Source organism: Leifsonia sp. 1010 (genome assembly GCF_031455295.1).
In the GTDB taxonomy this organism is placed as follows: domain Bacteria; phylum Actinomycetota; class Actinomycetes; order Actinomycetales; family Microbacteriaceae; genus Leifsonia.
In genome coordinates this window covers 1-24,070 of the sequence record NZ_JAVDSL010000007.1, presented here as the reverse complement: position 1 = coordinate 24,070, position 24,070 = coordinate 1, and the positions used below count along the sequence as shown (strand labels likewise).

The window sequence follows — 24,070 nt, the reverse complement described above, 5'->3', positions numbered from 1 at the left end:
GCATGGCGACCATCCACTTCACCAAGGGTCAGGGCACGGGCAACGACTTCGTGCTCTACTCCGACCCGGAGGGGCGCCTGCCGCTCACCGCCACCCAGATCGCCGAGATCTGCGACCGCCACTTCGGCGTGGGCGCCGACGGCGTGATCCGCGCGGTCCGCTCCGCGCACCTCCCCGAGGGCGAGGCGGCCCTCGCCGAGGACGACGCGGCCACCTGGTTCATGGACTACTACAACGCCGACGGGTCGCCCGCCGAGATGTGCGGCAACGGCATCCGCGTCTACGTGCGCTACCTCCTCGAGACCGGCCTCGCCGAGCTCCCCGAGGGCGGGACGATCGCCATCGGCACGCGCTCCGGCGTGCGTGACGTGCAGCGCAGCACAAACGGCTTCCAGGTCGACCTGGGCCGCTGGCGGCTCGACGGCGGCGAGCCGCTCGTCCGAGCGAAGGAGCTCGCCGTCGCCCGGCCCGGGCTGAGCATCGACATGGGCAACCCGCACGTCGTGGTCGCCGTCGCCGACGACTCCGAGCTCGACGCGGCCGACCTCTCCTACATCCCGCACATCGAGCCGGCCCCCGAGCACGGAGCGAACGTCGAGTTCGTCGTGCCGCACGAGCCGCTCGTCGTCGACGGCGTCGGCCGCATCCGGATGCGCGTGCACGAGCGCGGGAGCGGCGAGACGCTCTCCTGCGGCACGGGGGCGGCGGCCGCCGCGCTCGCGGTCCGTTACTGGGCGGGCGAGGGCGCCCCGAACCAGTGGCGCGTGGAGGTGCCCGGCGGCACCGTCGGCGTCCGCATGTTCGCCACGGAGGACGGCGAGCACGTCGGCCTCTCCGGCCCCGCCGCCCTCGTCTTCACCGGCACCCTGGACCTCGCCTGACCCATCCAACAGCTCCTGAGTTTTTCGCCGATTCAGCGCCCGGAAACGCGAAAAACTCAGGAGCTGTCGGCTGGGGATGGAGGTCAGGCGTCGGCGTGGGAGCGGGCGCGGAGGACGCGGTAGCCCTTCGAGGTCGCGGCCCGCGTGGTGGTCAGCTCCGGGAAGGTCGCCTGGATCCACCGCTGGAGGGAATCGCTGCCGAGGTTGCGCTGCACGACCAGCCACGCGTCCGACCCGGGCTCGAGCCGTGGCAGCCAGCGCTCCAGGATGTTGTGCAGCTCGTTCTTGCCGACGCGGATCGGTGGATTCGACCAGATCGTCGTAAATCGCACGTCATCGGGAACATTATCCGGCGTCACCGGGTTTACATTAGTGAGACCGAGCTTCTGCGCATTCCTGCGCACCATGTCCAACGCTCGGGTGTTGACGTCGACGGCCCAGACCGTCGCATGAGGGGATTCGAGAGCAAGTGTGAGAGCCAGTGGCCCCCAGCCGCAGCCGAGGTCGAGGAACTGACCCCCGGGCGGCGCTGCGGGGACATGGTCCAGCAGCACTCGCGTACCCATGTCGATGCGCTCGGGGCTGAAGATCCCGTTCGCCGTCACCAGCTCGTATGTCTGGCCGGCGAGCTGAACGGTGAACGGCCGCAGGTTCATCTCGCTCTCGGGCGCCGGGGAAAAGTAGTGATCTCCGCTGGCCATAAGCAGACCGTACAGGACACGAACAAACTAGGGTTAACCCGGATCGGGGAACTGAATGACTGATAAGACCGACATCCGCGACCACGACGCAGACGACGTGGTCGCGCGCGTGCTCGCCACGCAGGACAGCCGTGCGACGGTGACGCTGTTCGGCTCGGATGCGTCCGCACGGGCGCAGGCCCTGCAGGCGGACGCCGTCGAGGGCGGACTCCACGACGGTGAGCAGCTCGACCGCGAGGAGCGCGCAGCGCTCCGGCGTGTGTCCGGGCTCTCCACCGAGCTGCAGGACGTCACCGAGGTCGAGTACCGGCAGCTGCGACTCGAGAACGTCGTGCTGATCGGCGTGTACTCGCAGGGCTCCCTGCAGGACGCCGAGAACTCGATGCGCGAGCTCGCCGCCCTGGCGGAGACGGCAGGAGCGGCCGTGCTCGACGGCCTGCTGCAGCGCCGACCGCATCCCGACCCCAGCACCTACCTCGGCCGCGGCAAGGCCGAGGAGCTGGCCGGGATCGTGGCGGCCCTCGGCGCCGACACGGTCATCGCCGACACCGAGCTCGCCCCGAGCCAGCGCCGTGCACTGGAGGACGTGGTGAAGGTGAAGGTGATCGACCGCACCGCGGTGATCCTCGACATCTTCAGCCAGCACGCCAAGAGCCGCGAGGGCAAGGCGCAGGTCGAGCTCGCGCAGCTCGAGTACCTGCTCCCGCGCCTCCGCGGCTGGGGCGAGTCGATGTCCCGCCAGGCCGGTGGCCAGGTGGGTGGAGCGGGCGCCGGCATGGGCTCGCGCGGACCGGGTGAGACGAAGATCGAGTTGGATCGTCGTCGCATCCACACGCGCATGGCGCGGCTGCGCAAGCAGATCGCCGGCTTCAAGCCCGCCCGCGAGGCGAAGCGTGCGAACCGCAACCGCAACTCCGTGCCGTCGGTGGCGATCGCCGGCTACACCAACGCGGGCAAGTCGAGCCTGCTGAACCGCGTGACCAAGGCCGGCGTGCTGGTCGAGAACGCGTTGTTCGCGACGCTGGATGCGACGGTCCGCCGCTCGGTGACCGCCGACGGCCGGCTGTACACGCTCGCCGACACCGTCGGCTTCGTGCGCAACCTGCCGCACCAGCTGGTCGAGGCGTTCCGTTCGACGCTGGAGGAGGTCGCCGATTCCGACGTCATCCTGCACGTGGTCGACGGCTCGCACCCGGACCCGGCCTCGCAGCTGGCGACGGTGCGCGACGTGATCGGCGAGGTGGGCGCCCGCGACATCCCGGAGATCGTGGTCTTCAACAAGGCCGACCTGATCTCGGCGGACGACCGGCTCATCCTGCGCGGACTGGAGCCGGGCGCGATCTTCGCGTCGGCCCGGACCGGCGAGGGGATAGACGAGGTGCTGGCCGCCATCGCGCGGCTGCTGCCGGATCCCTCCCTCGAGGTCGAGCTGGTGGTGCCGTACGACCGCGGCGACCTCATCTCCGCGCTGCACGAGCGGGGTCGCGTGATCTCGACCGAGTACGTGGAGGAGGGCACCCGCGTGACCGCGCGGATCATGCCCGAGTACCACGCGGCGTTCGAGCCGTTCGAGGTGGCCGCGACCTCGTAGCCGCACACCGTATCCCGAAGGCCGGGCGGATCCTCTGTGTCACTGGATGACGCGAGAGGTTCCGCCCGGCCTTCTGCGTTGCTAGATTGCCAGACAACCGAAGCGGGCGACCGCCGACGTGGTGCGACAGCCGAGCCCGGCACCCGCCCGAGTGAATCCCTCCCTGTGCCGAATGCCGAGCGCGGGCGGGACGTCCTTGTGCCGCTGTCCGACCATCCGAGGAACCCATGAGCTGTACCGAGGCCCGGTTCTCCTTCGAGCTGTACCCGCCGCGCACCGAACGCGCCGCGGCGGCGCTGCCGGGGACGATCGACCTGCTGGCCGCGACGCGTCCGGATTTCATCTCCGTGACGTACGGCGCCGGCGGCTCTTCGCGGACCGCCTCCCTCGACGTGCTGCGCTACATCATCGAGCACACCGAGGTCAGCCCGATGGCGCATCTCACCTGCGTCGGCTCGTCGCACGAGGAGGCGCACCGGCTGATCCGCGACTTCCTCGACGCGGGCGTGCGCCGCTTCCTCGCGGTCCGCGGCGACCCGCCGGAGGGGCTGGCCGAGGGGGACGACGGGATCGGCGACATCCGCACGACCGCGGAGCTCGTGCAGCTCATCCATCGCGTCCAGGCCGAGCGGGTCCCGTACGGCGAGCTGGCCGTTCCCGAGCTGCACGCGCAGGCCGTGCTGGAGCATCGCGAGCATGTGCAGATCGCCGTCGCGGCCTTCCCGAACGGGCATCCGTCGTCGCACTCGGTCTCGCAGGACATCGACGCTCTGCTCGCCAAGCAGGCGGCCGGGGCGAACCTGGGGATCACGCAGCTGTTCTTCCACGCCGAGGACTACTTCCACTTCACCCAGCGCGCGGCCGAGGCGGGCGTGACCTTCCCGATCCTGCCGGGCATCATGCCGGTGACGAGCCCGGCACGCCTGAAGCGGATGCTGGAGCTCAGCGGCGAGGACCTGCCGAGCGACCTCGCGATCGAGCTGGAGGTCGAGCCGACCGACGAGGGCCGCCGCGAGATCGGCATCGCCTGGGCCGCCCGGCTCGGCGAGCGGCTGCTCGCCGGCGGTGCCCCCGGCCTCCACCTGTACACGTTCAATCAGCACGAGGCCGTCCTGTCCGTGCTGGACCGCATCGGCGCCCTCCCGGCGGCGAGCGAGACCGCATCCACCACCCCGGCGAACCCGGCCACCGAGAAGGAACCAGCATGACCGACACCACCTCCGCCGCTTCGGGCCGCCCCGCGTTCCCGGCGGGCACCATCATCGGCTACCCGCGCATCGGACGCCGCCGCGAGCTGAAGAAAGCCGTCGAGGCATTCTGGGCCGGCAGCATCGACGCGGACGAGCTGGAGGCGGCTGCGGCCGACCTGCGCGCCGCCACGCGCGAGCGGCTCGCGACGCTCGGCCTCGGCCGCACCGACGCGTCCATCCCGGAGAGCTTCAGCTTCTACGACCAGGTACTGGATGCGGCGGTCACCGTCGGTGCCGTGCCGTCGCGATTCGCGGGGCTCGCCGCGGCCGACGGCTCCGTCGACCTGGCCGGCTACTTCACGATCGCCCGCGGCGAGGGGGAGAACCCGCCGCTGGAGATGACGAAGTGGTTCGACTCCAACTACCACTACCTCGTGCCGGAGATCGGTCCGGAGACGGCGTTCCGCCTGGCCTCGGACCGCATCGTCCGCGAGTTCGAGGAGGCTCGCGCTGCTGGGTTCGTCACGCGTCCCGTCATCGTCGGGCCGGTGACCTTCCTGCTGCTGAGCAAGGCGGCCGACGACGCTCCGGAGGGGTTCCGGCCGCTCTCGCGCCTGGCCGACCTGCTGCCCGTCTACGCGGAGCTGCTGGCGCGCCTGTCCGCCGCGGGCGCGCCCTGGGTGCAGCTCGACGAGCCGGCTCTCGTGAGCGAGAGCATCGACGAGCCCCGGGATGCGGTGCTCGCCGCGGTGCGTGAGGCGTACGACGTGCTCGGGCGCGCGTCCGACCGCCCTGCCCTCTTCGTGGCCGCTCCGTACGGGAGCCTCGACGACGCCCTGCCCGCGCTCGCGGCCAACCCGGTGGAGGCGATCTCCCTTGACCTCGTGCGCGGATCCATCCCATCAGGGCTCGACGCGGCGACCGCATCCGCCCTCGCCGGGAAGACGCTCGTCGGCGGCGTGATCGACGGGCACAACATCTGGCGCGGCGACCTCGAGGCGGCGTTCGGGAAGCTCACGGAGGTGCTGTCGCTCAGCCCCGACGTCACGGTGTCCACGTCCACGTCGCTGCTGCATGTCCCGCACGACGTGGACGACGAGCCGGACCTCGACGCGCGCCTGGCGTCGTGGCTCGCCTTCGCCGACCAGAAGGTCGCCCAGGTCGCCGTGCTCGCGCGCGGGATCGTCGACGGCCACGAGGCGATCCAGGAGGAGCTGACCGCCGCGACCGCTGCGCTCGCCGACCGTGCGTCGGCGCCGGGCGTCCGCGTTCCGGCCGTCCGCGAGCGCGAGGCCGCGCTGACCGAGGCCGACTTCCGCCGTGGCGCCTACGCCGACCGGCTGGCGGCGCAGGATGCCGCCCTCAGCCTCCCGTTCCTCCCCACGACGACGATCGGGTCGTTCCCGCAGACGGCCGACATCCGCCGGTCGCGTGCGCAGCTGGCGAAGGGCCTCATCACCGAGGCGGAGTACCTGGGCCGCATGCGCGACGAGATCAAGCGCGTCGTCGACCTCCAGGAGGAGATCGGGATCGACGTGATCGTGCACGGCGAGCCTGAGCGCAACGACATGGTGCAGTACTTCGCCGAGAACCTGGACGGCTTCGCGGTCACGCGCAACGGCTGGGTGCAGTCCTACGGCTCGCGCTGTACGCGCCCGTCGATCCTGTGGGGCGACGTCTCGCGACCGGCACCCATCACGGTCGAGTGGTCGGCGTACACCCAGAGCCTCACCGACAAGCCGGTGAAGGGAATGCTCACGGGGCCTGTGACCATCCTCGCGTGGTCGTTCGTGCGCGACGACCAGCCGCTCGGCGAGACGGCACGACAGGTCGCGCTCGCGCTGCGCGACGAGATCGCGGACCTCGAAGAGGCGGGCATCCGCGTCGTCCAGGTGGACGAGCCGGCGCTGCGCGAGCTGCTGCCGCTGAAGAAGGCGGCACAGGGCGAATACCTGGACTGGTCGGTCGGATCGTTCCGCCTGGCGACCTCGGGCGTCGCCAACGGTACGCAGATCCACACGCACCTCTGCTACTCGGAGTTCGGCGTCGTCATCGACGCGATCCGGAACCTGGATGCCGACGTCACCAGCATCGAGGCGGCCCGCAGCCGCATGGAGGTCGTCCACGACATCCAGCGCTCCGGCTTCGAGCACGGCATCGGGCCGGGCGTCTACGACATCCACTCGCCCCGGGTGCCGTCCGTCGCTGAGGTGACCGAGCTGCTGGAGACGGCACTGGAGGCGATCCCGGGCCGGCAGCTCTGGGTGAACCCGGACTGCGGCCTCAAGACGCGCGGCTACGACGAGACCGTCGCCTCGCTGCGGAACATCATCGAGGCGACGCGCGGAGTGCGCGAGCGGGCGGCTGTGAACGCCTGACGCGTCCATTGGCGCATTGTGCGGCCCCGGTACGCTCATGGCGTACCGGGGCCGTCGTGCTTCGGGAGAGCGTGCGTGTGAGGATGGGCGCATGGTGCGCATCCCGGACGAGGAGTTCGAGCGGATGGTCGGCGACATCTTCGATGCGCTGCCGGACGACATGGTGGGACCGCTGGAGAACGTCGCCATCCTCATCGAGGATCAACCGGACGGCGCCCGGCCGCGGCTGTTCGGGCTGTACAGCGGACGTCCGCTGACCCGGCGCTCGGTGTACGGGTTCGGCGAGCTGCCGGATCGGATCACGCTGTTCCGCAACAACCTGGAGGCGTCGGCCGTCTCGGAGGACGACCTGCGGGCGCGGGTGCGGCTCACCCTGGTGCACGAGATCGGGCACTACTTCGGGCTGTCCGACGACCGCCTGCGCGAGCTCGGCTGGGCGTGACCCGGCCTTCCCCCGTGCCACGATTTGGCGCAAATCGCGGTTATGAGGCGGTCATAACCACTATTTGGCGCAAAACGTGGGGTGGGGCGGGCGGGAAGCTCAGACCGCGCGGAGGACCGCGACGACCTTGCCGAGCACTTGCGAGTAGTCGCCGAGGATAGGTTCGAAGTTCGAGTTGCGCGGCAGCAGCCAGGTGTGGCCGTCGCGCTGGCGGAAGACCTTGACGGTCGCCTCCTCGTCGAGCATCGCGGCGACGATGTCGCCGTTCTCGGCCGTGTTCTGGGCGCGGACGACGACCCAGTCGCCGTCGCAGATCGCCGCGTCGATCATCGACTCGCCGACGACCTTCAGCATGAACAGCTCGCCGTTGCCGACCAGCTGGCGGGGGAGAGGGAAGACCTCGTCCACCTGCTGCTCGGCCGTGATCGGGATTCCGGCCGCGATGCGGCCGACGAGGGGAACCATCGCGGCGTCGCCGACCGGCGTCTGGTTCTCGTAGTCCGGCGCGGACTGCGACGACGACGGCAGGTCGATGAGGATCTCGAGGGCGCGCGGACGGTTCGGGTCGCGCCGGAGGTAGCCGCTCAGCTCCAGCTGGTTCAGCTGATGCGTGACGGACGACAGAGAGGAGAGGCCGACGGCGTCACCGATCTCGCGCATGCTCGGCGGATAGCCGCGCTGGCTCACCGACCGTTGGATCACATCGAGGATCGCCAGCTGCTTGTCGCTCAGGTTCTTGCGGCGACGGGTGCCTCCGCGTGCCTGGTTCTCATTCGACACGGGCGTCCTCTCCTGGCGTCGGCGGCCCTGCGGGGATGCTCCCTGCAGGAATGTCGGTGGTTCCTGATCTGATGTCCTCAGACAGTCGAAACTGTATCCGCGTCGGGAAGGGAAGACAAACATGTGTTCGAGTGTGTCGCGAACTTCGTCCCCAAATTCCCGCTCTGAGGGCATCTTGCGGATTCGGACATTCGAAGATACATTCGGAACACAGCTTCGCACCCGCGAGTCTGAGGAGGTCACGGCCATGAGCGCAGTATTGATGAGCGAGTCGGTTCCCACCCTTCGTGCGGTCCCGCCGCTGCCGGAGGGAGCACGGGTCCGCCTGCGTCTCACGCGGCGCGGTCGCGCGGTCCTCTCCGCTCTCGTCGCGCTGCCCCTCGTCATCGGAGCCCTCGTGTTCGCACTCAACGGCGGCGGCGCGGTCGCCACCGGCGAGCAGACGCACGTCAGCTTCCAGTACGTGACCGTGGAGTCGGGCGACTCCCTCTGGTCCGTCGCGGAGCGCGTCGCGCCGAATGCCGACCCGCGCGACGTGATCGCCGACATCGTCTCCCTCAACGGCCTCGACTCGGCCGTCGTCTCGCCCGGCCAGCAGCTCGCGGTCCCGTCGAAGTACGCGCACTAGGCGGCGCCGCACGGTAGGCGCCGTCCGCAACTCGCGGTCGTGAACGGAGGGGATCCGCGGCCCGGCAGCCGGGATCGCCTCCGTTTCCTATCGCACAGCGTGCTTGACGTCGAAATGTCCTCCGTTTCTCGTGGGGCTTCGTCCCGCCGCGTCGCCGAGCGTCATCCGGCGGAAGGGCAGTGACGGCGCTGGCTACGATTGAGGGGTGACTTCTCTTTCCGAGCTGCCCATCCGGGACGACCTGCGCGGTCGGTCTCCGTACGGCGCTCCGCAGCGTCCGGTGCCCGTCGCGCTCAACGTGAACGAGAACACGCATCCCGTTCCGGAAGATGTGGCCGCGGACATCGTGGCCCGCGTCGCCGCCGCAGTCGGTGGAGTGAACCGCTATCCCGACCGCGAATTCACCGAGCTCCGCACGGCGTTCGCCCGCTACCTCGGCCACGGTCTCGCGCCGGAGAACATCTGGGCGGCGAACGGGTCGAACGAGGTGCTTCAGCACATCCTGCAGGCCTTCGGCGGCCCCGGCAGGACGCTGCTCGGGTACGCCCCCACTTACTCGATGTACCCCCTGCTCGCCTCGGGCACCGGGACCGCGTACGTCGCCGCCGCCCGCGACGCCGATTACGAGCTGACCCCGGAGACGGCCGTCGCCGAGCTCCGGCGGCACAACCCGGACATCGTGATCCTCTGCTCGCCGAACAACCCGACCGGCACGCCCCTCGGACTCGACACCATCGAGGCCGTGTACGACGCCACCGACGGGATCGTCGTCGTCGACGAGGCGTACGCGGAGTTCATGCCGGAGGGCGAGCCGTCCGCGCTGACCCTGCTCCCGGGCCGGCCGCGCCTCCTGATCTCGCGCACGATGAGCAAGGCGTTCGCCTTCGCCGGTGCGCGCGTGGGTTACCTCGCCGCCGACCCCGCCGTCATCGACGCGCTCCGGCTGGTGCGCCTCCCGTACCACCTGTCCGCCATCACCCAGGCCGCCGCGCTCGGCGCGCTCGCGCACGCGGACGAGATGCTCGCGACGGTCGGCGACATCCGCCGCCAGCGCGACCGGCTGGTGACCGAGCTCGCACGCCTCGGCTACACGCCCCACCGCAGCGGCAGCAACTTCGTCCTCTTCGGCGGCGTGGACGACCCGCACGCGACGTTCGAAGCGCTGGCCGACCGCGGCATCCTGATCCGGGATGTCGGGATCCCGCACCACCTGCGCGTCACCGCGGGGACCGAGGCCGAGACGACCGCCTTCCTCGAGGCGCTGGCCGCGCTCGGCCGGCCCACCCCGGAGGATGCAGGCGCCGACGAGGCCCCCGACAGGGCTCAGAGCGCCCCGGTAGACTCGGACGCATGACGAATCGCGCCGCCACGGTCACGCGGGAGACGAGCGAGTCGAGCATCGAGCTGAGCCTCGATCTCGACGGCACCGGAGAATCTGACATCCAGACGAGCGTCCCCTTCTACGACCACCTGCTGACCGCGTTCGCCAAGCACTCGCTCACCGATCTGCGGATCCGCGCGACCGGCGACACCGACATCGACGTCCACCACACGGTGGAGGACATCGGCATCGTCCTCGGGCAGGCGATCCTGGAGGCGCTCGGCGACAAGTCGGGCATCTCCCGCTACGGCGACGCCCTGGTGCCGCTCGACGAAGCGTTGGTGCAGGCGGTCGTGGACATCTCCGGTCGCCCGTACCTCGTTCACACCGGCGAGCCCGCCGGTTTCGAGCTGCACCTCATCGGCGGCCACTTCACCGGTTCGATGGTCCGTCACGTCTTCGAGGCGATCACGTTCAACGCGCGTCTCACCACGCACATCACGGTCGTCGGCGGTCGCGACCCGCACCACATCGCGGAGGCCGAGTTCAAGGCGTTCGCGCGCGCGTTCCGTCAGGCGAAGGCGCTCGACCCGCTGATCAGCGGCATCCCTTCGACCAAGGGCGCGCTGTGACCGTGGCACGCACTCCCGGCAGCGCCCCGCAGGTCGTCGTCTTCGACTACGGGACGGGCAACGTCCACTCGGCCGTCAAGGCGCTCGAGGCCGCGGGGGCCGAGGTCGAGCTGACCGGCGATCGCAAGCGTGCACTGGAGGCGGACGGTCTGCTGGTGCCCGGCGTCGGCGCGTTCACTGCCGTCGCCGAGGCGCTGAAAGCTTCGCACGGAGACGAGGTCGTCGACCGGCGCCTGGCGGGCGGCCGACCGGTGCTGGGCATCTGCGTCGGCATGCAGGTCATGTTCGAGCGTGGCGTCGAGAACGGCGTCGAGACCGAGGGGCTGGGGGAGTGGCCGGGGACGGTCGACCTCATCCGTGCCGACGTCGTGCCGCACATGGGCTGGAACACGGTCCGCGCGCCCGAGGACTCCACGCTGTTCGCCGGCCTGCAGGACGAGCGCTTCTACTTCGTCCACTCGTACGCCGCCCAGGACTGGACCCTGGAGGCGTCGGGCCCGTTCCCCAAGCCGAAGGTGACGTGGGCCGATCACGGCTCCCCGTTCGTCGCGGCGGTCGAGAACGGCCCGCTGAGCGCCACGCAGTTCCACCCGGAGAAGTCCGGCCGCGCGGGCATCCAGCTGCTCCGCAACTGGATCGGCTCGCTGTAGCCGCCTCCCGCCCGAGTTCGCCGAATCCGGCCCACCGTCCGCGCCGCGGACCGACACGAGGAAACACATGACCGACTTCATCAGCACGCCCCGGCTCGTCCTCCTGCCCGCGGTGGATGTGGCCGACGGCAAGGCGGTGCGCCTCACCCAGGGCGAGGCCGGCAGCGAGACGAGCTACGGCGACCCGGTCGATGCCGCGGCCGAGTGGAAGGCGGCGGGCGCCGAGTGGATCCACCTGGTCGACCTCGACGCCGCATTCGGCCGCGGGGAGAACCGGTCCCTGCTCAAGAAGGTCATCCACGAGGTCGACGGCGTGAGCATCGAGCTCTCGGGCGGCATCCGCGACGACGCTTCGCTCGAGCACGCCCTCGAAGCGGGCGCGACCCGCGTCAACCTCGGTACGGCCGCGCTCGAGAACCCGGAGTGGGCCGCCAGCGCGATCAGCCGGTTCGGTGAGGCGATCGCCGTCGGACTGGATGTGCGCGGCACCACCCTCGCCGCCCGCGGCTGGACCCGTGAGGGCGGTGACCTGTGGGAGGTCCTCGACCGCCTGGAGGACGCCGGCTGCGCCCGCTATGTCGTCACCGACGTGACCAAGGACGGCACGCTCCGCGGCCCGAACCTGGACCTTCTGCGCCAGGTGCTGGATCGCACCGAGCGGCCGGTCGTCGCCTCCGGCGGCATCTCCAACCTCGACGACATCGCCGCGCTGCGCGAGCTGGTGCCGCTGGGGCTCGAGGGCGCGATCGTCGGCAAGGCGCTCTATGCCGGCGCCTTCACGCTGCCCGAGGCGCTGGATGTCGCGGGACGCTGACGACCAGACGGGCGCCGTTCCGGAGGGCGCGGCAGCCGCTGACGGGGTGACGCCGACGGGCCGACCCAGCGTCGAGGGCGCCGCGCGGCTGGCCGCGTTCGCCGCATCCCTCGCCGACTCCGCGGGTCAGCCGTGGCAGGGTCGCGAGTTCGACGACAATCCGTTCGGCGACGACGACGGCTCGGCGCCGCCCGCGCTTCTCGGCGCGCTCGCCGCGTTCCGCGCCGGCGAGACCGGAGCGGAGACCGTGGTGGATGCGCTGCGCGATGTGCGCCTCCTCGTCCCGCTGATGGCGGACCTCGGCGACGAGGGGACGAACGACGCGGGGATGCGCGTCGACAAGACCCAGGAACTGTCGATCGTGACGGTGGCGGGGCCGGACGGACGCACCGTCCAGCCCGTGTTCTCGTCGGTGACCGCGTTGCAGGCCTGGAACCCGTCCGCGCGTCCCGTCCCGGTGGACAGCCGTCGGGCGGCGCTCGCCGCCGCGGCGGAGGGCACCGAGCTCATCGTCCTCGACCCGACGTCGGAGACCGAGTTCGTGCTGCGGCGACCCGCCGTGTGGGCGGTCGCGCAGGGCACGCCGTGGCTGCCGAGCGATCGCGACGCGGAGGTGCAGGAGGCGTTCCAGCGGTCCATCGACTCCGAGCTCGGCGTGCATGACGTCGCCCTGCTGGCGGGCGATCCCGGCAACCGGCTGGCAGGTGAGGAGCTCGTGGTGCGCCTGTCCCTCGCGGCGGGACTGACGCGCGAGGAGCTGGACGCCATCCTCTCGCGGCTGGCGCAGCGCTGGGCGGCGGACGACGTGATCGCCACGCGCGTCGACTCGCTGCGCGTGCAGCTCGTCGCCTCGGGTGACTGAGGCGGCGGCGGAGCGCGGCCGCCGGCCGCATAGGCTGGAGGCACCATGACCGTCTTCGCCGCCATCGTGCTGTTCCTCAACGCCCTGTTCAACGTCTTCGCCTGGCCGCGGTTCTTCACTCGGGTCCGGAAGGATGCGCGGGCTCGGGATGCGGCGGGCCGCGCCACGCCGTTCCTCATCGTGCACGGTGTGCTGCTCGGCGTGGCCCTGCTGCTGGCCGTGCTGTCGGCTGTGGCGGGCGTGGTGCTCCTGGTGGCAGGCTGAGCGCATGGCTCTCAACATCACCGGCGATCCCGAAGCCGACGCGCTGCTCGACCAGTCGCCCTTCGCTCTGCTCACCGGCATGCTGCTCGACCAGCAGATCCCGATGGAGACCGCCTTCGCCGGTCCGGCGAAGCTGCGCGACCGGCTCGGCTCGCTCGATCCGGCGACGGTCGCGGCGCTCGATCCCGACAAGCTCGCGGAGGTCATGAAGCAGACCCCGGCGGTACACCGGTTTCCCGGGTCGATGGCCGCGCGGGTGCAGGCGCTGGCAGCTGCCATCGTCAGCGATTGGGGTGGCGACACCGCGGCCATCTGGACGCAGGGCGACCCGGACGGCGCCGAAGTGCTGCGCCGGCTCAAGGCGCTGCCGGGATTCGGCGAGCAGAAGGCGAAGATCTTCCTCGCCCTCCTCGGCAAGCAGAAGGGACTGACCGCCGCCGGCTGGCAGCAGGCGGCCGGCGATTACGGCAGCGAGGGCTACCGATCGGTGGCCGACATCGTCGATGCCGACTCGCTCGCGCGCGTGCGGGAGCACAAGCGGGCGATGAAGGCGGCCGCGAAGGGAAAGTGATCACAGGAAGCGGCTTTCGGCGCCCTGCCGGTCGTCCCTGTGGAGAACCCGCTGCTGTCGGTGGTCGCCGGTAGTCTCGCAGAGCGGGTGGCGCCATAGCCGCCCCGAAGCGAAGGGAGGTCGCCGTGTTCCTGCTCGACGGGATCATCGTCACGAGCGCCAGCGACCTCACCGAGGCGTCGAAGTGCGAGTTCGCCTTCCTGCGCACCCTCGATGTGAAGCTCGGGCGGCTCGAGAAGACCGAAGAGGTTGAAGATCCGATGTACGTGCGCTCCTCGCGCATGGGCGACGAGCACGAACATCGCATCCTGGAGCGCTACCGCGAGCGGTTCGGCAGCGGCGTGGCCGAGATCGAGCGGCCGGAGCAGCTGACGGCGGAGTCGCTCGCCGACGCTGTCCGTCGTACGTCCGAGGCGTTCGAGCGCGGAGCGGAGGTCGTCTTCCAGGCGACGTTCTTCGACGGGTCGTTCGTCGGGTTTGCCGACTTCGTCGTTCGACTTCCCGACGGCCGCTATCGGGTGCAGGATTCCAAGCTGGCCCGCAGCGCCCGCGTCACCGCACTGCTGCAGCTCGCCGCGTACGCGGAGCAGCTGCGGCGGATGGGTGTGGATGTCGACGACACGGTCGAGCTGCTGCTCGGCGACGGCTCCGTGAGCGAGCACTCGCTGACCGACATCGAACCGGTGTACCGCAAGCGTCGCGCACGCCTCCTGACCATCGTGGCCGAGCATGCGGCCGATACCGGGCCGGTCGCCTGGGGCGACCCGCGCTTCACCGTCGACGGGCGGTGCGACACCTGCGACGCCGAGGTGCAGGCGTCCCGTGACGTGCTGCTGGTGGCCGGGATGCGCGTGACCCAGCGGGAGCACCTCCTCGCGGCCGGCATCCCCACCATCGACGCGCTCGCCGCCTCCACCGGTCCGATTGACGGCATCCCCGAAGGCACGCTCGACGGCCTCCGCGAGCAGGCGCGGCTGCAGCTGCAGGCCGTGCCGGAGGCGCCACCGCCGGTGCGGGTGTTCAACGCGCCGGTTCTCGCGGTGCTGCCGCATCCCGATCCCGGCGACATCTTCTTCGACTTCGAGGGCGATCCGCTGTACACCGAGGGAGCCGGTGAGCGCTGGAACCTCGACTACCTGTTCGGGCTGGTCGACCAGGAGGAGCGCTTCACCGCGTTCTGGGCGCACGACTTCGCGGCGGAGCGCGTGGCGCTGGAGGCGTTCCTGGCGTTCGTCCGCGACCGCCGGGCACAGTTCCCGGGCATGCACATCTACCACTACGCGGCGTACGAGCAGACGCACCTGCTGGCCCTCGCCGCCCGCCACGGCGTCGGCGAGGAGGAGGTCGACGGCCTGCTGCGCGACAACGTGATGGTCGACCTGTATCCGCTGGTCCGGAAGGCCGTCCGGGTCGGGTCGCGGTCGTACTCGATCAAGAAACTCGAGCCGCTCTACATGGGCGACGAGCTCCGCGAGAGCGACGTGACCACCGGCGCCGACTCGATCACCGAGTACGCCAACGCGCGCGACCTGATCGCGCTCGGCCGCCTGGACGAGGCCCAGCCTCTGCTCGACGACATCGGCGACTACAACCGGTACGACTGCGTCTCCACTTTGCGCCTGCGCGACTGGCTGATCGCCCGCGCGACCGAGAACCGTATCCCGATCGGCGCAGCTCCGATGGAGGAGACGGAGGCTGCACCCGAGGCGTCGCCCCTGCGCGCCGGACTGCTGGCGTTCGCCGGCGATCCGCTCGATCCGCATCGCGATGCCGACCGCCGGGCGATGGCGCTCGCCGCCGCGGCGATCGACTTCCACCGTCGCGAGCAGAAGAGCTTCTGGCAGTCGCACTTCTCGCGGTTGATCCAACCCATCGAAGAGTGGGGCGAGACGCGTGATGTGCTCGTCGTCGAGAGCGCGACGGTGCTCCGCGATTGGTATCTCGATGAGGGCCAGCGCGTCGAACGGCGTGAGCTGCTGCTGACGGGAGCCTGGGGTGCGGGCAGCGCGATCCGGGTGAGCGAGCGCACCGGCCCGTACCTGCTCTACGAGTACCCCGGACCCTTCCGTCAACCGCGTGCACAGCCCGGTGCGCGGGCGGCTCGGACGGTCGCCGTGATCGACGCGCTCGAGGACGGCTCGATCGTCGTGCGCGAGACTCTCCCGCCCGAGGTGCCTCCGTATCGCGACCTGCCAAGCGCGCTGACACCGGCCGCTCCGCCGGATTCGCGGCGGCTCGGGGAGGCGATCCGCGAGTGGGGGACCGCGCTGCTGATCGCCCGGCATCATGAGACGTGGCCAGTGGATGCGACGATCGACCTGCTGCGGCGCACGCCGCCGCGAACCCGGTCCGGCGCCCTGGTGCCTGACCCGACGAGCAGTGGAGAGGACGGGGCGAGCGACGGAACCGGACGGATCGACGCCGTCGTGGCGAGCCTGCTCGACCTCGACCGGTCGTATCTGGCGGTCCAGGGGCCTCCCGGTACGGGGAAGTCCTACCTGGGCGCGCACGTCATCGCGCGGCTGGTGGCCGAGGAGGGCTGGAAGGTCGGCGTCGTCGCGCAATCGCACGCGGTCGTCGAGAACCTGCTCGACCGCGTGGTGGCCGCAGGCCTCGATCCCGAACAGGTCGGCAAGGTGCCCAGCGGGGGTGCGAAGCCGGATCAGGCGGGGGCCGAGGACCCGGCGGATGAGCCGGCTGTCCGCTTCACGCCGCTCTCGGCGAACGGGCATCTGGAGTTCGCGGGCGTCAACGAGGAACGCGGTTTCGTGCTGGGCGGAACCGCGTGGGACTTCGCGAACGCCGGCCGCGTCCCGCGCGGCAGCCTGGACCTGCTGGTGGTGGACGAAGCCGGGCAGTTCTCGCTGGCATCCACCATCGCCGTGGGTGTCGCGGCGAAGAACCTCCTCCTGCTCGGCGATCCTCAGCAGCTGCCGCAGGTGAGCCAGGGGCGGCATCCCGAGCCGGTCGACGGCTCCGCACTGGGCTGGGTGAGCGACGGCCACGACGTGCTGCCGCCGGAGTACGGGTACTTCCTCGCCGAGACACGGCGCATGCACCCCGCGCTCGCGGCTGCGGTGTCGCGGCTCTCGTACGAGGGCAAGCTGCGGGCTCACGAGTGCGCGTCGGAACGCCAGCTGGGCGGCGTGGAGCCGGGCGTGCATCCCGTGCCGGTGCTGCACGTCGGCAACTCCACCGCCTCGCCCGAGGAGGCTGAGACCGTCGTCGCCCTCGTCGACGACCTCCTCGGTCGCTCGTGGAGCGACCCGGCCGCGGGCCGCGACGATGTTCCCCTCGCGGAGGACGACATCATCGTCGTGACGCCCTACAACGCCCAGCTCGCCGAGGTGCGTGCCCTTCTCGATGCGGCGGGTCATCGCGGAGTGCGGGTGGGCACCGTCGACAAGTTCCAGGGTCAGGAGGCTGCCGTCGCCATCGTCAGCCTCGCGGCATCGTCCGCGGTCGACGTGCCGCGCGGGGTGTCCTTCCTGCTCATGAAGAACCGGCTCAACGTCGCCATCTCACGTGCGAAGTGGGCGGCATACCTCGTCCACTCACCTGAGTTGACCGAGTTCCTGCCGACGACACCGGCCGGGGTGGGAGAGCTCAGCGCGTTCATCCGGCTGGTCGAAGGTTCGGAGCGCACGGCCGCACTGCCGGTCGGCTGACACCGACGCCACGACAGCGGCTCTGCCGCCGCGAGACGCGTGCTGTTACGCTCATCCCGTGTCACCGGAGGAACTGCAGACGCTCGCGCACCTGCGCCGGGCCAGGGACCTCATCGACCGCGACTACGCGAAGCCGCTCGACGTCCCGACCATGGCCGCGCGCGCCTACATGTCGCCCGCACACTTCTCGCGCCAGTTCCGGGCAGCGTACGGCGAGACGCCCTACAGCTACCTCATGACTCGACGGATCGAGCGCGCGATGGCCCTGCTCCGCACCGGGATGTCGGTCACCGACGCGTGCATGGCGGTCGGCTGTACGTCGCTCGGATCGTTCAGCTCCAAGTTCACCGAGATCGTCGGGATGACGCCGACCGAGTATCGCACCCGCGAGCATGAGGCCGTGCGGGCGATGCCCGACTGCATCGCCAAGCAGCGCACCCGGCCCGTCCGGGCGAGGGCCTGAACCCGTCCACAGACCGCCCGCGCGAGCAGTTATCCACCTGAGCAGTTTTGGAGAAGCGCGCCCGATCCGGCGTTCCTAGAGTCGACTCATGACCGTTTCACTCCAGTACTCGCAGATCACCGTCCTCGACCCGGAGGAGTCGCTCGCGTTCTACCGCGACGCCCTCGGCCTCGACGTCATCCAGGACGTCACCTCCGGCGACCACCGCTGGGTCACCCTCGGGGTGGCCGGCGACGACGGCGCCGCCGTCGTGCTCAGCGACCCGCACGCGGGCCGCTCCCAGGCCGACGGCGACGCGCTCGCGCAGCTCGTCGTCAAGGGTTCTCTGAGCCCGATCGTCTTCCGCACCGACGACCTCGACACCGCCTTCGAGCGCGTGCGCGCCTCGGGCGCCGAGGTTCTCCAGGAGCCGATCGACCAGCCGTGGGGTCCCCGCGACTGCGCCTTCCGCGACCCGTCCGGCAACATGGTGCGCATCCTGCAGTCGACGCCCGCGACGCAGAACGCCTGAGCTGGAGGCCGGCGCGCGCGGCCGCTCGCCGCGCGTACCGGCCGCGTGCGCCGGCCGCGTGCGCCGGTCGTCCGCGCCGGCCGCGTGCGCCGGCCGCGTGCGTCGGTGGCTTGCGCTGGCCGCGTGCGTCGGTGGCTTGCGCTGGCCGCGTGCGTCGGTGGCTCGCGCTGGTCGCTCAGGCGGCCACGCTCGCGGCCGTCCGCGTCAGGCGCGGGCGACCGACACCGGGACGAACTCCCGGACCGGATGCGCGATCGTCGCGGCGCACGTGCTCAACAGGGGCTCGGAGAGCCGCTCGCCCACCTCCACGGTGAGACGATCGCGGCCGTGGGCGAGCTCCACCGTCCAGCCGTGGGGATGCGGGCGCTCCTCCAGCGGCCGGAACGCACCGATGCGGTCGTCGCCGGTGTCGGCGCGGGCGAACGCCTCCGCCGCCTGGGCGACCGTGCTGTGGCAGGTCCGGCCGCGCAGCAGCTCCGGCACCACGCGGCCCTCCGCGTGACGTTCCACGATGCGTGACGCATCCTCGGCGCCGACCCGACCGTACAGGAGGCCCTCGGGAAACACGATCATCGTCGCGGCGAACCGGTCGCCGCCCAGATGGGAGCACTCCCATGTGAGCTCGGGATGCTCGGCGGCCAGGGTCTCGACCACCGGGCGACCGCGTACGGCGCAGCACTGGTCGTGTCGGGCGTGCGCGCACACCGCGTAGATCGGTGCGTCGCTCGGCTCGCCGGCGCTTCCGTCGAGCGGGAGAGTCAGGAGTTCGGCCGGGTCGTCGACGCGACCCCAGTGGATGCTCTCCCGGCCGGGACGGGAATCCACCAGCGCCCAGCGCCACGAGGTCTGGTCGCGGCGGAGCGGCGCGCGCAGCCGCGTGCGCCGGATCGCCAGCGGACGGATGCCCGCCTCCTCGGCTCGCGCGACGATCCGGGCGCCGAGCGCAGGATCGAGCGCCGAGTCGAAGAACGCGTGGCGACCCCATCCGCTCTCGATCTCCACCAGCAGCCAGCGCTCGCCGAAGCCGGCCGTCCCGGCCAGCGGGTCGTGTCGCTCCAACGCGCGATCGCTGCACGGCAGCCACCCGGGAGCGCCGTGCCCGGCGGGTGCGCGCGCCGGTCCGGCGAGATCCGGCGGAAGGCCGGTCACGTCGCCGTCGCGGTCCCGAAGTCGGCGGTCGCGCTCCGCTCACCGTCGCTCGAGACACCCGCTTCGTCGGCGGGGTCCACGTCAGGCAAGGCGGCGTCGACCGGGTCGGACACCGGAATGACGATCCCCTCACGCAGCAGCCTCCGCGCCACGACGACCGCCGAGCGCTCATCGAGCGGCAGCTCGCCGACGGCGACAGGAGACCCGTCCAGCAGACGTTCGACCGCTGGTCGCGCGGCGATGGGCAGCGCGACCGTCTTGGTCGCGAGTCGCACGGTCACCGTCTCCACCTCCACCGTCACGTCGGCGCCCAGACCGGGCCGTGCTGCGACCACGCTGTCGACCGACAGCTCGTCGGCGACGGCGATCGTCGCCAGCGGCCGGACGGGCGCGGGCGGTGTGTCCGACCGCTGGCGTCGGCGCAGGCGGTCCGTCACCGCGGCGGCGACCGCGGAGCGGGCGGACGGGTCGCTGAGCGCCTTGATGAGCGCATCAACCGTCTCCTCGACGAGAGGCGCGACCGCGTCAGGATCCGACGGGTCGAACCCGAGCGGGAGCGAGCTGCGCAGCGCGGCGGCGTCCGCCGCTCGGGCCACGGCCTCGCGCACCACGTCGTGTCGGGTATACGCGGCGACGCCGATGGTCAGGTGCACCGAGACGCCGCCGAGGGCCTCCGCCGAGTGGATCCATCCGCGCGGCAGATAGAGCACGTCGCCGGGGCGGAAGGTCTCGTCGATCGCCGGCGCCTCCTGGGCGCGGGCGGCGACCGCGTCGCGATGGTCGCTCCACGGCTGGTCGCGCAGCGGGTCGACGTGAACCGGCTCGTGGATGCGCCAGTGCTTCTCGCCGACGATCTGCAGCACGAACACGTCGTGCACGTCGTAGTGCGGATCGAAGCCGCGGGAGGACGCGGGCGTGATGTACGCATTCACCTGGGCGGGATGCCCGAGCTCGGTGGCGAGCCGTCGCGCGAACTCCTGGATGGGCGGCCAGGTGCGGTGCAGCCCCTGGAGCACGAGGGTCGCGCCGTTCGCGAACTCGGCCAGCACCTTCGCGGAGTCGAGCTGGTCGCCGACCTCCGCACCGAAGCCGCCCGGCCCGGTGAAGCGTGACGGCGGGAGGACGGAGCCCTCCTTCGCCATGCGGACGAACGGCGTGCGGATCGCGCGCGACGAGACCAACTCATCCACCGCGTCGATGCTGAAGAGGTCGGAGAAGTCCTCCGGGAGCGCGGCCGCGCGGGTGAACAGCGGCTTCCGGCCCCAGTGATCGGTCGCGAACTCCTCGCGCGTGATCGGCACGCAACGCGAAAGCGCGGGCCGGTCGCCCGGCCCGCGCTCGTGGGTCGTCATCAAGCGGACCCGTCGGCTCCGCCGTCGTGGCCGCCGGGGTTCGCTCCGCCGTCGGCCGGGCCTTCGCCTGCGGCCGAGCCGTCGGCTCCGCCGTCGTGGCCGCCGGGGTTCGCTCCGCCGTCGGCCGGCCCTTCGCCTGCGGCCGAGCCGTCGGCTCCGCCGTCGTGGCCGCCGGGGTTCGCTCCGCCGTCCGCGGGCCCTTCGCCGCCGCCGACCGCGTCGGTGCTGATGTCGTCGTCGTTGATGTCGCTCATTCCGTCTCCAGTCCGTCTGCGGGAACGCTGACCCCACTCACCCTACGCGTGGCCCACCGCGACCGTAAGGGTCGCCGGATGAACGGGCGGCGTCACATTTCGCAAGACGTTTTGACCACTGTCGGCGGCTCGGGAGAGGCTCGGATGTGCCGCCACAGCGTTCGCCGGCACATCCCCCCTTCACGAGAGAGAGGCACAGCCATGTCCGACGCCCCCCGTCCACCCCCGCGCTCCCGGAGAAGCCGAAGCGCTCCCGCACCGGCCTCTTCGTCGGCATCGGCATCGCCGTCGTCGCGGTGATCGTGGCGGTCGTCCTCGTCGTCGTGAACCTCACGGGATCCGGTGCCGCCACCGCCAAGAGCGTCACGGTGAAGATCGGCACCACCGAGGCATCCTCGCCGTACTGGGCCGTTCTGAAGAAGGAGGCGGCGAAGGAGGGCATCGACATCCAGACCGTCAACTTCCGCGACTACACGCAGGCCAACCCGGCGCTCGCCGACGGTCAGCTCGACCTGAACCTGTTCCAGCACCTGCAGTTCCTCGCCAACTACGACGTGCAGGCGAAGCAGAACCTGGTGCCGATCGGCGCCACCCTCGTCGTCCCGCTGCCGCTGTACTCGACCAAGCACACGAGCCTCGACGACATCCCCCAGGGCGGCAAGATCGCCATCCCGAACGACCCGACCAACCAGGCGCGCGCCCTGCTCGTGCTGCAGAAGGCGGGCCTCCTGAAGCTGAAGAACGGCGGAAGCACCCTGGCCACCCCGGCCGACATCGATGCGGCCGCCTCCAAGGTCACCGTCATCCCGGTGGATGCCGCCCAGACCGCCCCGGCGCTCAGCTCGGCCGACGGCGCGATCATCAACAACAACTACGCCCTGACCGCGGGCATCGACCCGAAGTCGGCGCTGTTCCAGGACGACCCGAAGTCGGAGACCGCCGAGCCCTACATCAACGCCTTCGTCGCCCGCGAGAAGGACAAGGACAACCCGACGTACCTGAAGATCGCGAAGCTGTACCACACCAAGGCGGTGACGGATGCGGTGCTCGCCGAGTCGAAGAACACGGCGGTCATCGTGAACCGTCCCGAGTCCGACCTGATCGGCATCCTCGACGACCTGAAGAAGACCATCGAGGCGGCGCAGTAGTGCCCGACACGGCCACCGCGGGTCCCATCATCGAGTTCCGCGGCGTCACCAAGAGCTTCGGCTCGGGCGACGCCGCGGTTCCCGCCGTCGACGAGCTCGACCTCACGATCGGCCGCGGCGAGATCTTCGGGATCATCGGCTACTCCGGCGCGGGCAAGAGCACGCTGGTGCGCCTGATCAACGCGCTGGAGCATCCCACCGCCGGCGCCGTGATCGTCGACGGACGCGACCTGACGACGATGCGGGAACGCGACCTGCGGCAGGTCCGCGCCGGCATCGGCATGATCTTCCAGCAGTTCAACCTGTTCCGTTCGCGCACCGTGTTCGGCAACGTCGCCTACCCGCTCAAGGTGGCGGGCTGGCCGGCCGACAAGCGCAAGCAGCGGGTCGCCGAGCTCCTCGCCTTCGTCGGCCTCACCGACAAGGCGTGGAGCTACCCCGACCAGCTGTCCGGCGGGCAGAAGCAGCGCGTCGGCATCGCCCGCGCACTCGCGACGAACCCCGACATCCTGCTCGCCGATGAGGCGACCAGCGCACTCGACCCCGAGACGACATCCGACGTGCTCGCCCTGCTGAAGCGCGTCAACCGCGAACTCGGCGTGACCATCGTCGTCATCACGCACGAGATGGAGGTCGTGCGCTCGATCGCTGACCGGGTCGCGGTGCTCGACGCCGGCCGGGTGATCGAGCAGGGCACGGTGTTCGAGGTCTTCTCCGACCCGCAGACGCCGACAGCCCAGCGGTTCGTCGGGACCGTGCTGCGCAACCAGCCCGGGGAGGCGGACATCGAGCGCCTCCGCGGCAAGCACTCCGGGCGGATCGTCTCGGCGCGCATCCACGACGACGGCCGTCTCGGGTCCGTGCTGTCGGACGCGGTGGGCCGCCACAACGTGCGCTTCGAGATCGTCTACGGCGGCATCTCCGCGCTGCAGGGCCGGTCGTTCGGAAGCCTCACGCTGGAGCTCCTCGGCGAGCCGGGCGACGTGGATGCGCTGATCGCCGAGCTCCGCACGGTGACCGAGGTCGAGGAGGTGGCCGCATGACCGACTGGTCGACCCTGTGGCCGGTGTACCTGGAGTCCATCGGTCAGACGCTGTGGATGGTCGTCGCCACCCTGGTGCTCGGCGGCATCCTCGGCCTCGCGCTCGGCGTCCTGCTCTACACGACCAGGCGCGGCGGACTGCTCGAGAACCGGGCGCTCTTCACCGTGCTGAACGTCGTCGTGAACTTCATCCGCCCGATCCCGTTCATCATCTTCATGACGGCGATCGCGCCGCTGACGCAGCTGGTGCTCGGAACGTTCCTCGGCACCCCGGCGGCGATCTTCCCGATGACGATCGCGGCGACTTTCGGCATCTCCCGGATCGTGGAGCAGAACCTCGTCACCATCGAGCCGGGCGTCATCGAGGCGGCGCGGGCGATGGGGTCGAGCCCGTGGCGGATCATCACGACGCTGCTCATCCCCGAGGCGCTCGGCCCGCTCATCCTCGGCTACACGTTCATCTTCGTCGCGATCGTCGACCTGTCCGCCATCGCCGGCAGCATCGGCGGGGGAGGCCTGGGCGACTTCGCGATCTCGTACGGGTACCAGCGTTACAACTGGGCAGTGACGTGGATCGCCGTGATCACGATCGTCGTGCTGGTGCAGGCGGCGCAGTTCCTCGGCAACTGGCTGGCGCGCAAGGCGCTGCGGCGCTGACCGCCGATCCGTGGGGGGGGGGGCCCCCCGGGGGGGGGGCCCGGCCCCGCCGGGGGGGGGCCCCCCCGCGGGGCACGCGGGGGGGGGGGCCGCCCCCGGGCGCGCCGCCGCCCCCCGGCGC

At 71.0% G+C, this 24,070-nt stretch carries 24 protein-coding genes; 19 read left to right on the top strand and 5 right to left on the bottom strand.

Annotated elements, in window-relative coordinates; all coding sequences use genetic code 11:
* The first annotated feature begins 2 nt into the window (after nt 1–2).
* The gene (gene dapF / locus J2Y42_RS18525; protein ID WP_309861669.1) at nt 3–881 is read left to right on the top strand and encodes a diaminopimelate epimerase; all 879 of its coding nucleotides are present in this window, start codon (nt 3–5) and stop codon (nt 879–881) included.
* An 83-nt stretch (nt 882–964) separates the two neighbouring features.
* On the opposite strand, the gene J2Y42_RS18520 is transcribed toward dapF, so the two are convergent.
* Nucleotides 965–1,582 (bottom strand): class I SAM-dependent methyltransferase, encoded by a 618-nt coding sequence (locus J2Y42_RS18520; protein WP_391505895.1) that lies wholly within the window; start codon nt 1,580–1,582, stop codon nt 965–967.
* A gap of 55 nt (nt 1,583–1,637) precedes the next feature.
* On the opposite strand from J2Y42_RS18520, the gene hflX reads away from it, so the two are divergent.
* The 4 genes from hflX (at nt 1,638) to J2Y42_RS18500 (ending at nt 7,183) form a co-directional block, all read left to right on the top strand.
* Nucleotides 1,638–3,173 (top strand): GTPase HflX, encoded by a 1,536-nt coding sequence (hflX, locus tag J2Y42_RS18515; protein ID WP_309861667.1) that lies wholly within the window; start codon nt 1,638–1,640, stop codon nt 3,171–3,173.
* A gap of 227 nt (nt 3,174–3,400) precedes the next feature.
* Nucleotides 3,401–4,381, top strand: a complete 981-nt coding sequence (locus J2Y42_RS18510) for a methylenetetrahydrofolate reductase (RefSeq protein ID WP_309861664.1) — start codon at nt 3,401–3,403, stop codon at nt 4,379–4,381.
* Nucleotides 4,378–6,741 carry a 5-methyltetrahydropteroyltriglutamate--homocysteine S-methyltransferase gene (gene metE / locus J2Y42_RS18505; RefSeq protein WP_309861662.1) on the top strand — a complete coding sequence of 788 codons (2,364 nt, stop codon included), beginning with the start codon at nt 4,378–4,380 and terminating at the stop codon, nt 6,739–6,741. Before J2Y42_RS18510 ends, metE begins: the two co-directional genes overlap by 4 nt.
* Nucleotides 6,742–6,832: 91 nt before the next feature.
* Nucleotides 6,833–7,183 carry a metallopeptidase family protein gene (locus J2Y42_RS18500; RefSeq protein ID WP_018191444.1) on the top strand — a complete coding sequence of 117 codons (351 nt, stop codon included), beginning with the start codon at nt 6,833–6,835 and terminating at the stop codon, nt 7,181–7,183.
* A 99-nt stretch (nt 7,184–7,282) separates the two neighbouring features.
* Here J2Y42_RS18500 and lexA read toward each other — a convergent pair whose 3' ends face one another.
* On the bottom strand, nt 7,283–7,963 hold the full coding sequence (lexA, locus tag J2Y42_RS18495) for a transcriptional repressor LexA (RefSeq protein ID WP_018191443.1): 681 nt from the start codon (nt 7,961–7,963) through the stop codon (nt 7,283–7,285).
* 247 nt (nt 7,964–8,210) lie between these two features.
* Between lexA and J2Y42_RS18490 the strand changes: the two genes are divergently transcribed.
* The 11 genes from J2Y42_RS18490 (at nt 8,211) to J2Y42_RS18440 (ending at nt 18,347) form a co-directional block, all read left to right on the top strand.
* Complete coding sequence (locus J2Y42_RS18490; protein ID WP_396427175.1) at nt 8,211–8,591, top strand: LysM peptidoglycan-binding domain-containing protein; 381 nt, start codon at nt 8,211–8,213, stop codon at nt 8,589–8,591.
* A 205-nt stretch (nt 8,592–8,796) separates the two neighbouring features.
* On the top strand, nt 8,797–9,945 hold the full coding sequence (locus J2Y42_RS18485) for a histidinol-phosphate transaminase (RefSeq protein ID WP_309861657.1): 1,149 nt from the start codon (nt 8,797–8,799) through the stop codon (nt 9,943–9,945).
* Entirely contained in the window at nt 9,942–10,544 is a 603-nt protein-coding gene (gene hisB / locus J2Y42_RS18480; protein WP_309861653.1) for an imidazoleglycerol-phosphate dehydratase HisB, read from the top strand. The genes J2Y42_RS18485 and hisB overlap by 4 nt, the downstream gene beginning before the upstream one ends.
* Nucleotides 10,541–11,194 (top strand): imidazole glycerol phosphate synthase subunit HisH, encoded by a 654-nt coding sequence (gene hisH / locus J2Y42_RS18475; RefSeq protein ID WP_309861650.1) that lies wholly within the window; start codon nt 10,541–10,543, stop codon nt 11,192–11,194. Before hisB ends, hisH begins: the two co-directional genes overlap by 4 nt.
* 67 nt (nt 11,195–11,261) lie before the next feature.
* Nucleotides 11,262–12,008, top strand: a complete 747-nt coding sequence (gene priA / locus J2Y42_RS18470; protein WP_309861646.1) for a bifunctional 1-(5-phosphoribosyl)-5-((5-phosphoribosylamino)methylideneamino)imidazole-4-carboxamide isomerase/phosphoribosylanthranilate isomerase PriA — start codon at nt 11,262–11,264, stop codon at nt 12,006–12,008.
* The gene (locus J2Y42_RS18465; RefSeq protein WP_309861644.1) at nt 11,992–12,870 is read left to right on the top strand and encodes an SseB family protein; all 879 of its coding nucleotides are present in this window, start codon (nt 11,992–11,994) and stop codon (nt 12,868–12,870) included. Before priA ends, J2Y42_RS18465 begins: the two co-directional genes overlap by 17 nt.
* A 45-nt stretch (nt 12,871–12,915) precedes the next feature.
* Complete coding sequence (locus J2Y42_RS18460; protein WP_309861641.1) at nt 12,916–13,134, top strand: SCO4848 family membrane protein; 219 nt, start codon at nt 12,916–12,918, stop codon at nt 13,132–13,134.
* Nucleotides 13,135–13,138: 4 nt separating this feature from the next.
* Nucleotides 13,139–13,705 (top strand): HhH-GPD-type base excision DNA repair protein, encoded by a 567-nt coding sequence (locus J2Y42_RS18455; RefSeq protein WP_309861638.1) that lies wholly within the window; start codon nt 13,139–13,141, stop codon nt 13,703–13,705.
* A gap of 125 nt (nt 13,706–13,830) precedes the next feature.
* The gene (locus J2Y42_RS18450; protein WP_309861633.1) at nt 13,831–17,373 is read left to right on the top strand and encodes a TM0106 family RecB-like putative nuclease; all 3,543 of its coding nucleotides are present in this window, start codon (nt 13,831–13,833) and stop codon (nt 17,371–17,373) included.
* A 58-nt stretch (nt 17,374–17,431) separates the two neighbouring features.
* Nucleotides 17,432–17,836, top strand: a complete 405-nt coding sequence (locus tag J2Y42_RS18445) for a helix-turn-helix transcriptional regulator (protein WP_309861630.1) — start codon at nt 17,432–17,434, stop codon at nt 17,834–17,836.
* 88 nt (nt 17,837–17,924) lie between these two features.
* Nucleotides 17,925–18,347, top strand: a complete 423-nt coding sequence (locus J2Y42_RS18440) for a VOC family protein (protein WP_018191432.1) — start codon at nt 17,925–17,927, stop codon at nt 18,345–18,347.
* A gap of 204 nt (nt 18,348–18,551) precedes the next feature.
* Here the strand turns inward: J2Y42_RS18440 and J2Y42_RS18435 are convergent, their stop codons facing one another.
* The 3 genes from J2Y42_RS18435 to J2Y42_RS18425 all read right to left on the bottom strand — a co-directional run bounded on the left by J2Y42_RS18435 (nt 18,552) and on the right by J2Y42_RS18425 (nt 21,102).
* The gene (locus tag J2Y42_RS18435; RefSeq protein WP_309861627.1) at nt 18,552–19,406 is read right to left on the bottom strand and encodes a sucrase ferredoxin; all 855 of its coding nucleotides are present in this window, start codon (nt 19,404–19,406) and stop codon (nt 18,552–18,554) included.
* Nucleotides 19,407–19,492: 86 nt separating this feature from the next.
* Nucleotides 19,493–20,848 carry a JmjC domain-containing protein gene (locus J2Y42_RS18430; RefSeq protein WP_309861623.1) on the bottom strand — a complete coding sequence of 452 codons (1,356 nt, stop codon included), beginning with the start codon at nt 20,846–20,848 and terminating at the stop codon, nt 19,493–19,495.
* The gene (locus J2Y42_RS18425; protein WP_018191429.1) at nt 20,848–21,102 is read right to left on the bottom strand and encodes a hypothetical protein; all 255 of its coding nucleotides are present in this window, start codon (nt 21,100–21,102) and stop codon (nt 20,848–20,850) included. Before J2Y42_RS18425 ends, J2Y42_RS18430 begins: the two co-directional genes overlap by 1 nt.
* Before the next feature lie 146 nt (nt 21,103–21,248).
* Between J2Y42_RS18425 and J2Y42_RS18420 the strand changes: the two genes are divergently transcribed.
* Genes J2Y42_RS18420 through J2Y42_RS18410 form a run of 3 tightly spaced genes read left to right on the top strand, consistent with a single transcriptional unit; the run spans nt 21,249 to nt 23,949 of the window.
* Entirely contained in the window at nt 21,249–22,250 is a 1,002-nt protein-coding gene (locus J2Y42_RS18420; RefSeq protein ID WP_309861619.1) for a MetQ/NlpA family ABC transporter substrate-binding protein, read from the top strand.
* On the top strand, nt 22,250–23,293 hold the full coding sequence (locus J2Y42_RS18415; RefSeq protein ID WP_309861616.1) for a methionine ABC transporter ATP-binding protein: 1,044 nt from the start codon (nt 22,250–22,252) through the stop codon (nt 23,291–23,293). The genes J2Y42_RS18420 and J2Y42_RS18415 overlap by 1 nt, the downstream gene beginning before the upstream one ends.
* Entirely contained in the window at nt 23,290–23,949 is a 660-nt protein-coding gene (locus J2Y42_RS18410) for a methionine ABC transporter permease (protein WP_018191426.1), read from the top strand. The genes J2Y42_RS18415 and J2Y42_RS18410 overlap by 4 nt, the downstream gene beginning before the upstream one ends.
* The last annotated feature ends 121 nt before the right edge of the window (nt 23,950–24,070 follow it).

Excerpts from the sequence above, each read along its gene's own strand:
- J2Y42_RS18465 (WP_309861644.1), top strand. The coding sequence starts at position 11,992 with ATGTCGCGGGACGCTGACGACCAGACGGGCGCCGTTCCGGAGGGCGCG.
- J2Y42_RS18520 (WP_391505895.1), bottom strand. The coding sequence starts at position 1,582 with ATGGCCAGCGGAGATCACTACTTTTCCCCGGCGCCCGAGAGCGAGATG.
- hisB (WP_309861653.1), top strand. The coding sequence starts at position 9,942 with ATGACGAATCGCGCCGCCACGGTCACGCGGGAGACGAGCGAGTCGAGC.
- metE (WP_309861662.1), top strand. The coding sequence starts at position 4,378 with ATGACCGACACCACCTCCGCCGCTTCGGGCCGCCCCGCGTTCCCGGCG.
- priA (WP_309861646.1), top strand. The coding sequence starts at position 11,262 with ATGACCGACTTCATCAGCACGCCCCGGCTCGTCCTCCTGCCCGCGGTG.
- J2Y42_RS18410 (WP_018191426.1), top strand. The coding sequence starts at position 23,290 with ATGACCGACTGGTCGACCCTGTGGCCGGTGTACCTGGAGTCCATCGGT.
- J2Y42_RS18460 (WP_309861641.1), top strand. The coding sequence starts at position 12,916 with ATGACCGTCTTCGCCGCCATCGTGCTGTTCCTCAACGCCCTGTTCAAC.
- J2Y42_RS18455 (WP_309861638.1), top strand. The coding sequence starts at position 13,139 with ATGGCTCTCAACATCACCGGCGATCCCGAAGCCGACGCGCTGCTCGAC.
- J2Y42_RS18490 (WP_396427175.1), top strand. The coding sequence starts at position 8,211 with ATGAGCGCAGTATTGATGAGCGAGTCGGTTCCCACCCTTCGTGCGGTC.
- J2Y42_RS18500 (WP_018191444.1), top strand. The coding sequence starts at position 6,833 with ATGGTGCGCATCCCGGACGAGGAGTTCGAGCGGATGGTCGGCGACATC.
- J2Y42_RS18510 (WP_309861664.1), top strand. The coding sequence starts at position 3,401 with ATGAGCTGTACCGAGGCCCGGTTCTCCTTCGAGCTGTACCCGCCGCGC.
- dapF (WP_309861669.1), top strand. The coding sequence starts at position 3 with ATGGCGACCATCCACTTCACCAAGGGTCAGGGCACGGGCAACGACTTC.
- hflX (WP_309861667.1), top strand. The coding sequence starts at position 1,638 with ATGACTGATAAGACCGACATCCGCGACCACGACGCAGACGACGTGGTC.
- J2Y42_RS18430 (WP_309861623.1), bottom strand. The coding sequence starts at position 20,848 with ATGACGACCCACGAGCGCGGGCCGGGCGACCGGCCCGCGCTTTCGCGT.
- J2Y42_RS18425 (WP_018191429.1), bottom strand. The coding sequence starts at position 21,102 with ATGAGCGACATCAACGACGACGACATCAGCACCGACGCGGTCGGCGGC.
- J2Y42_RS18440 (WP_018191432.1), top strand. The coding sequence starts at position 17,925 with ATGACCGTTTCACTCCAGTACTCGCAGATCACCGTCCTCGACCCGGAG.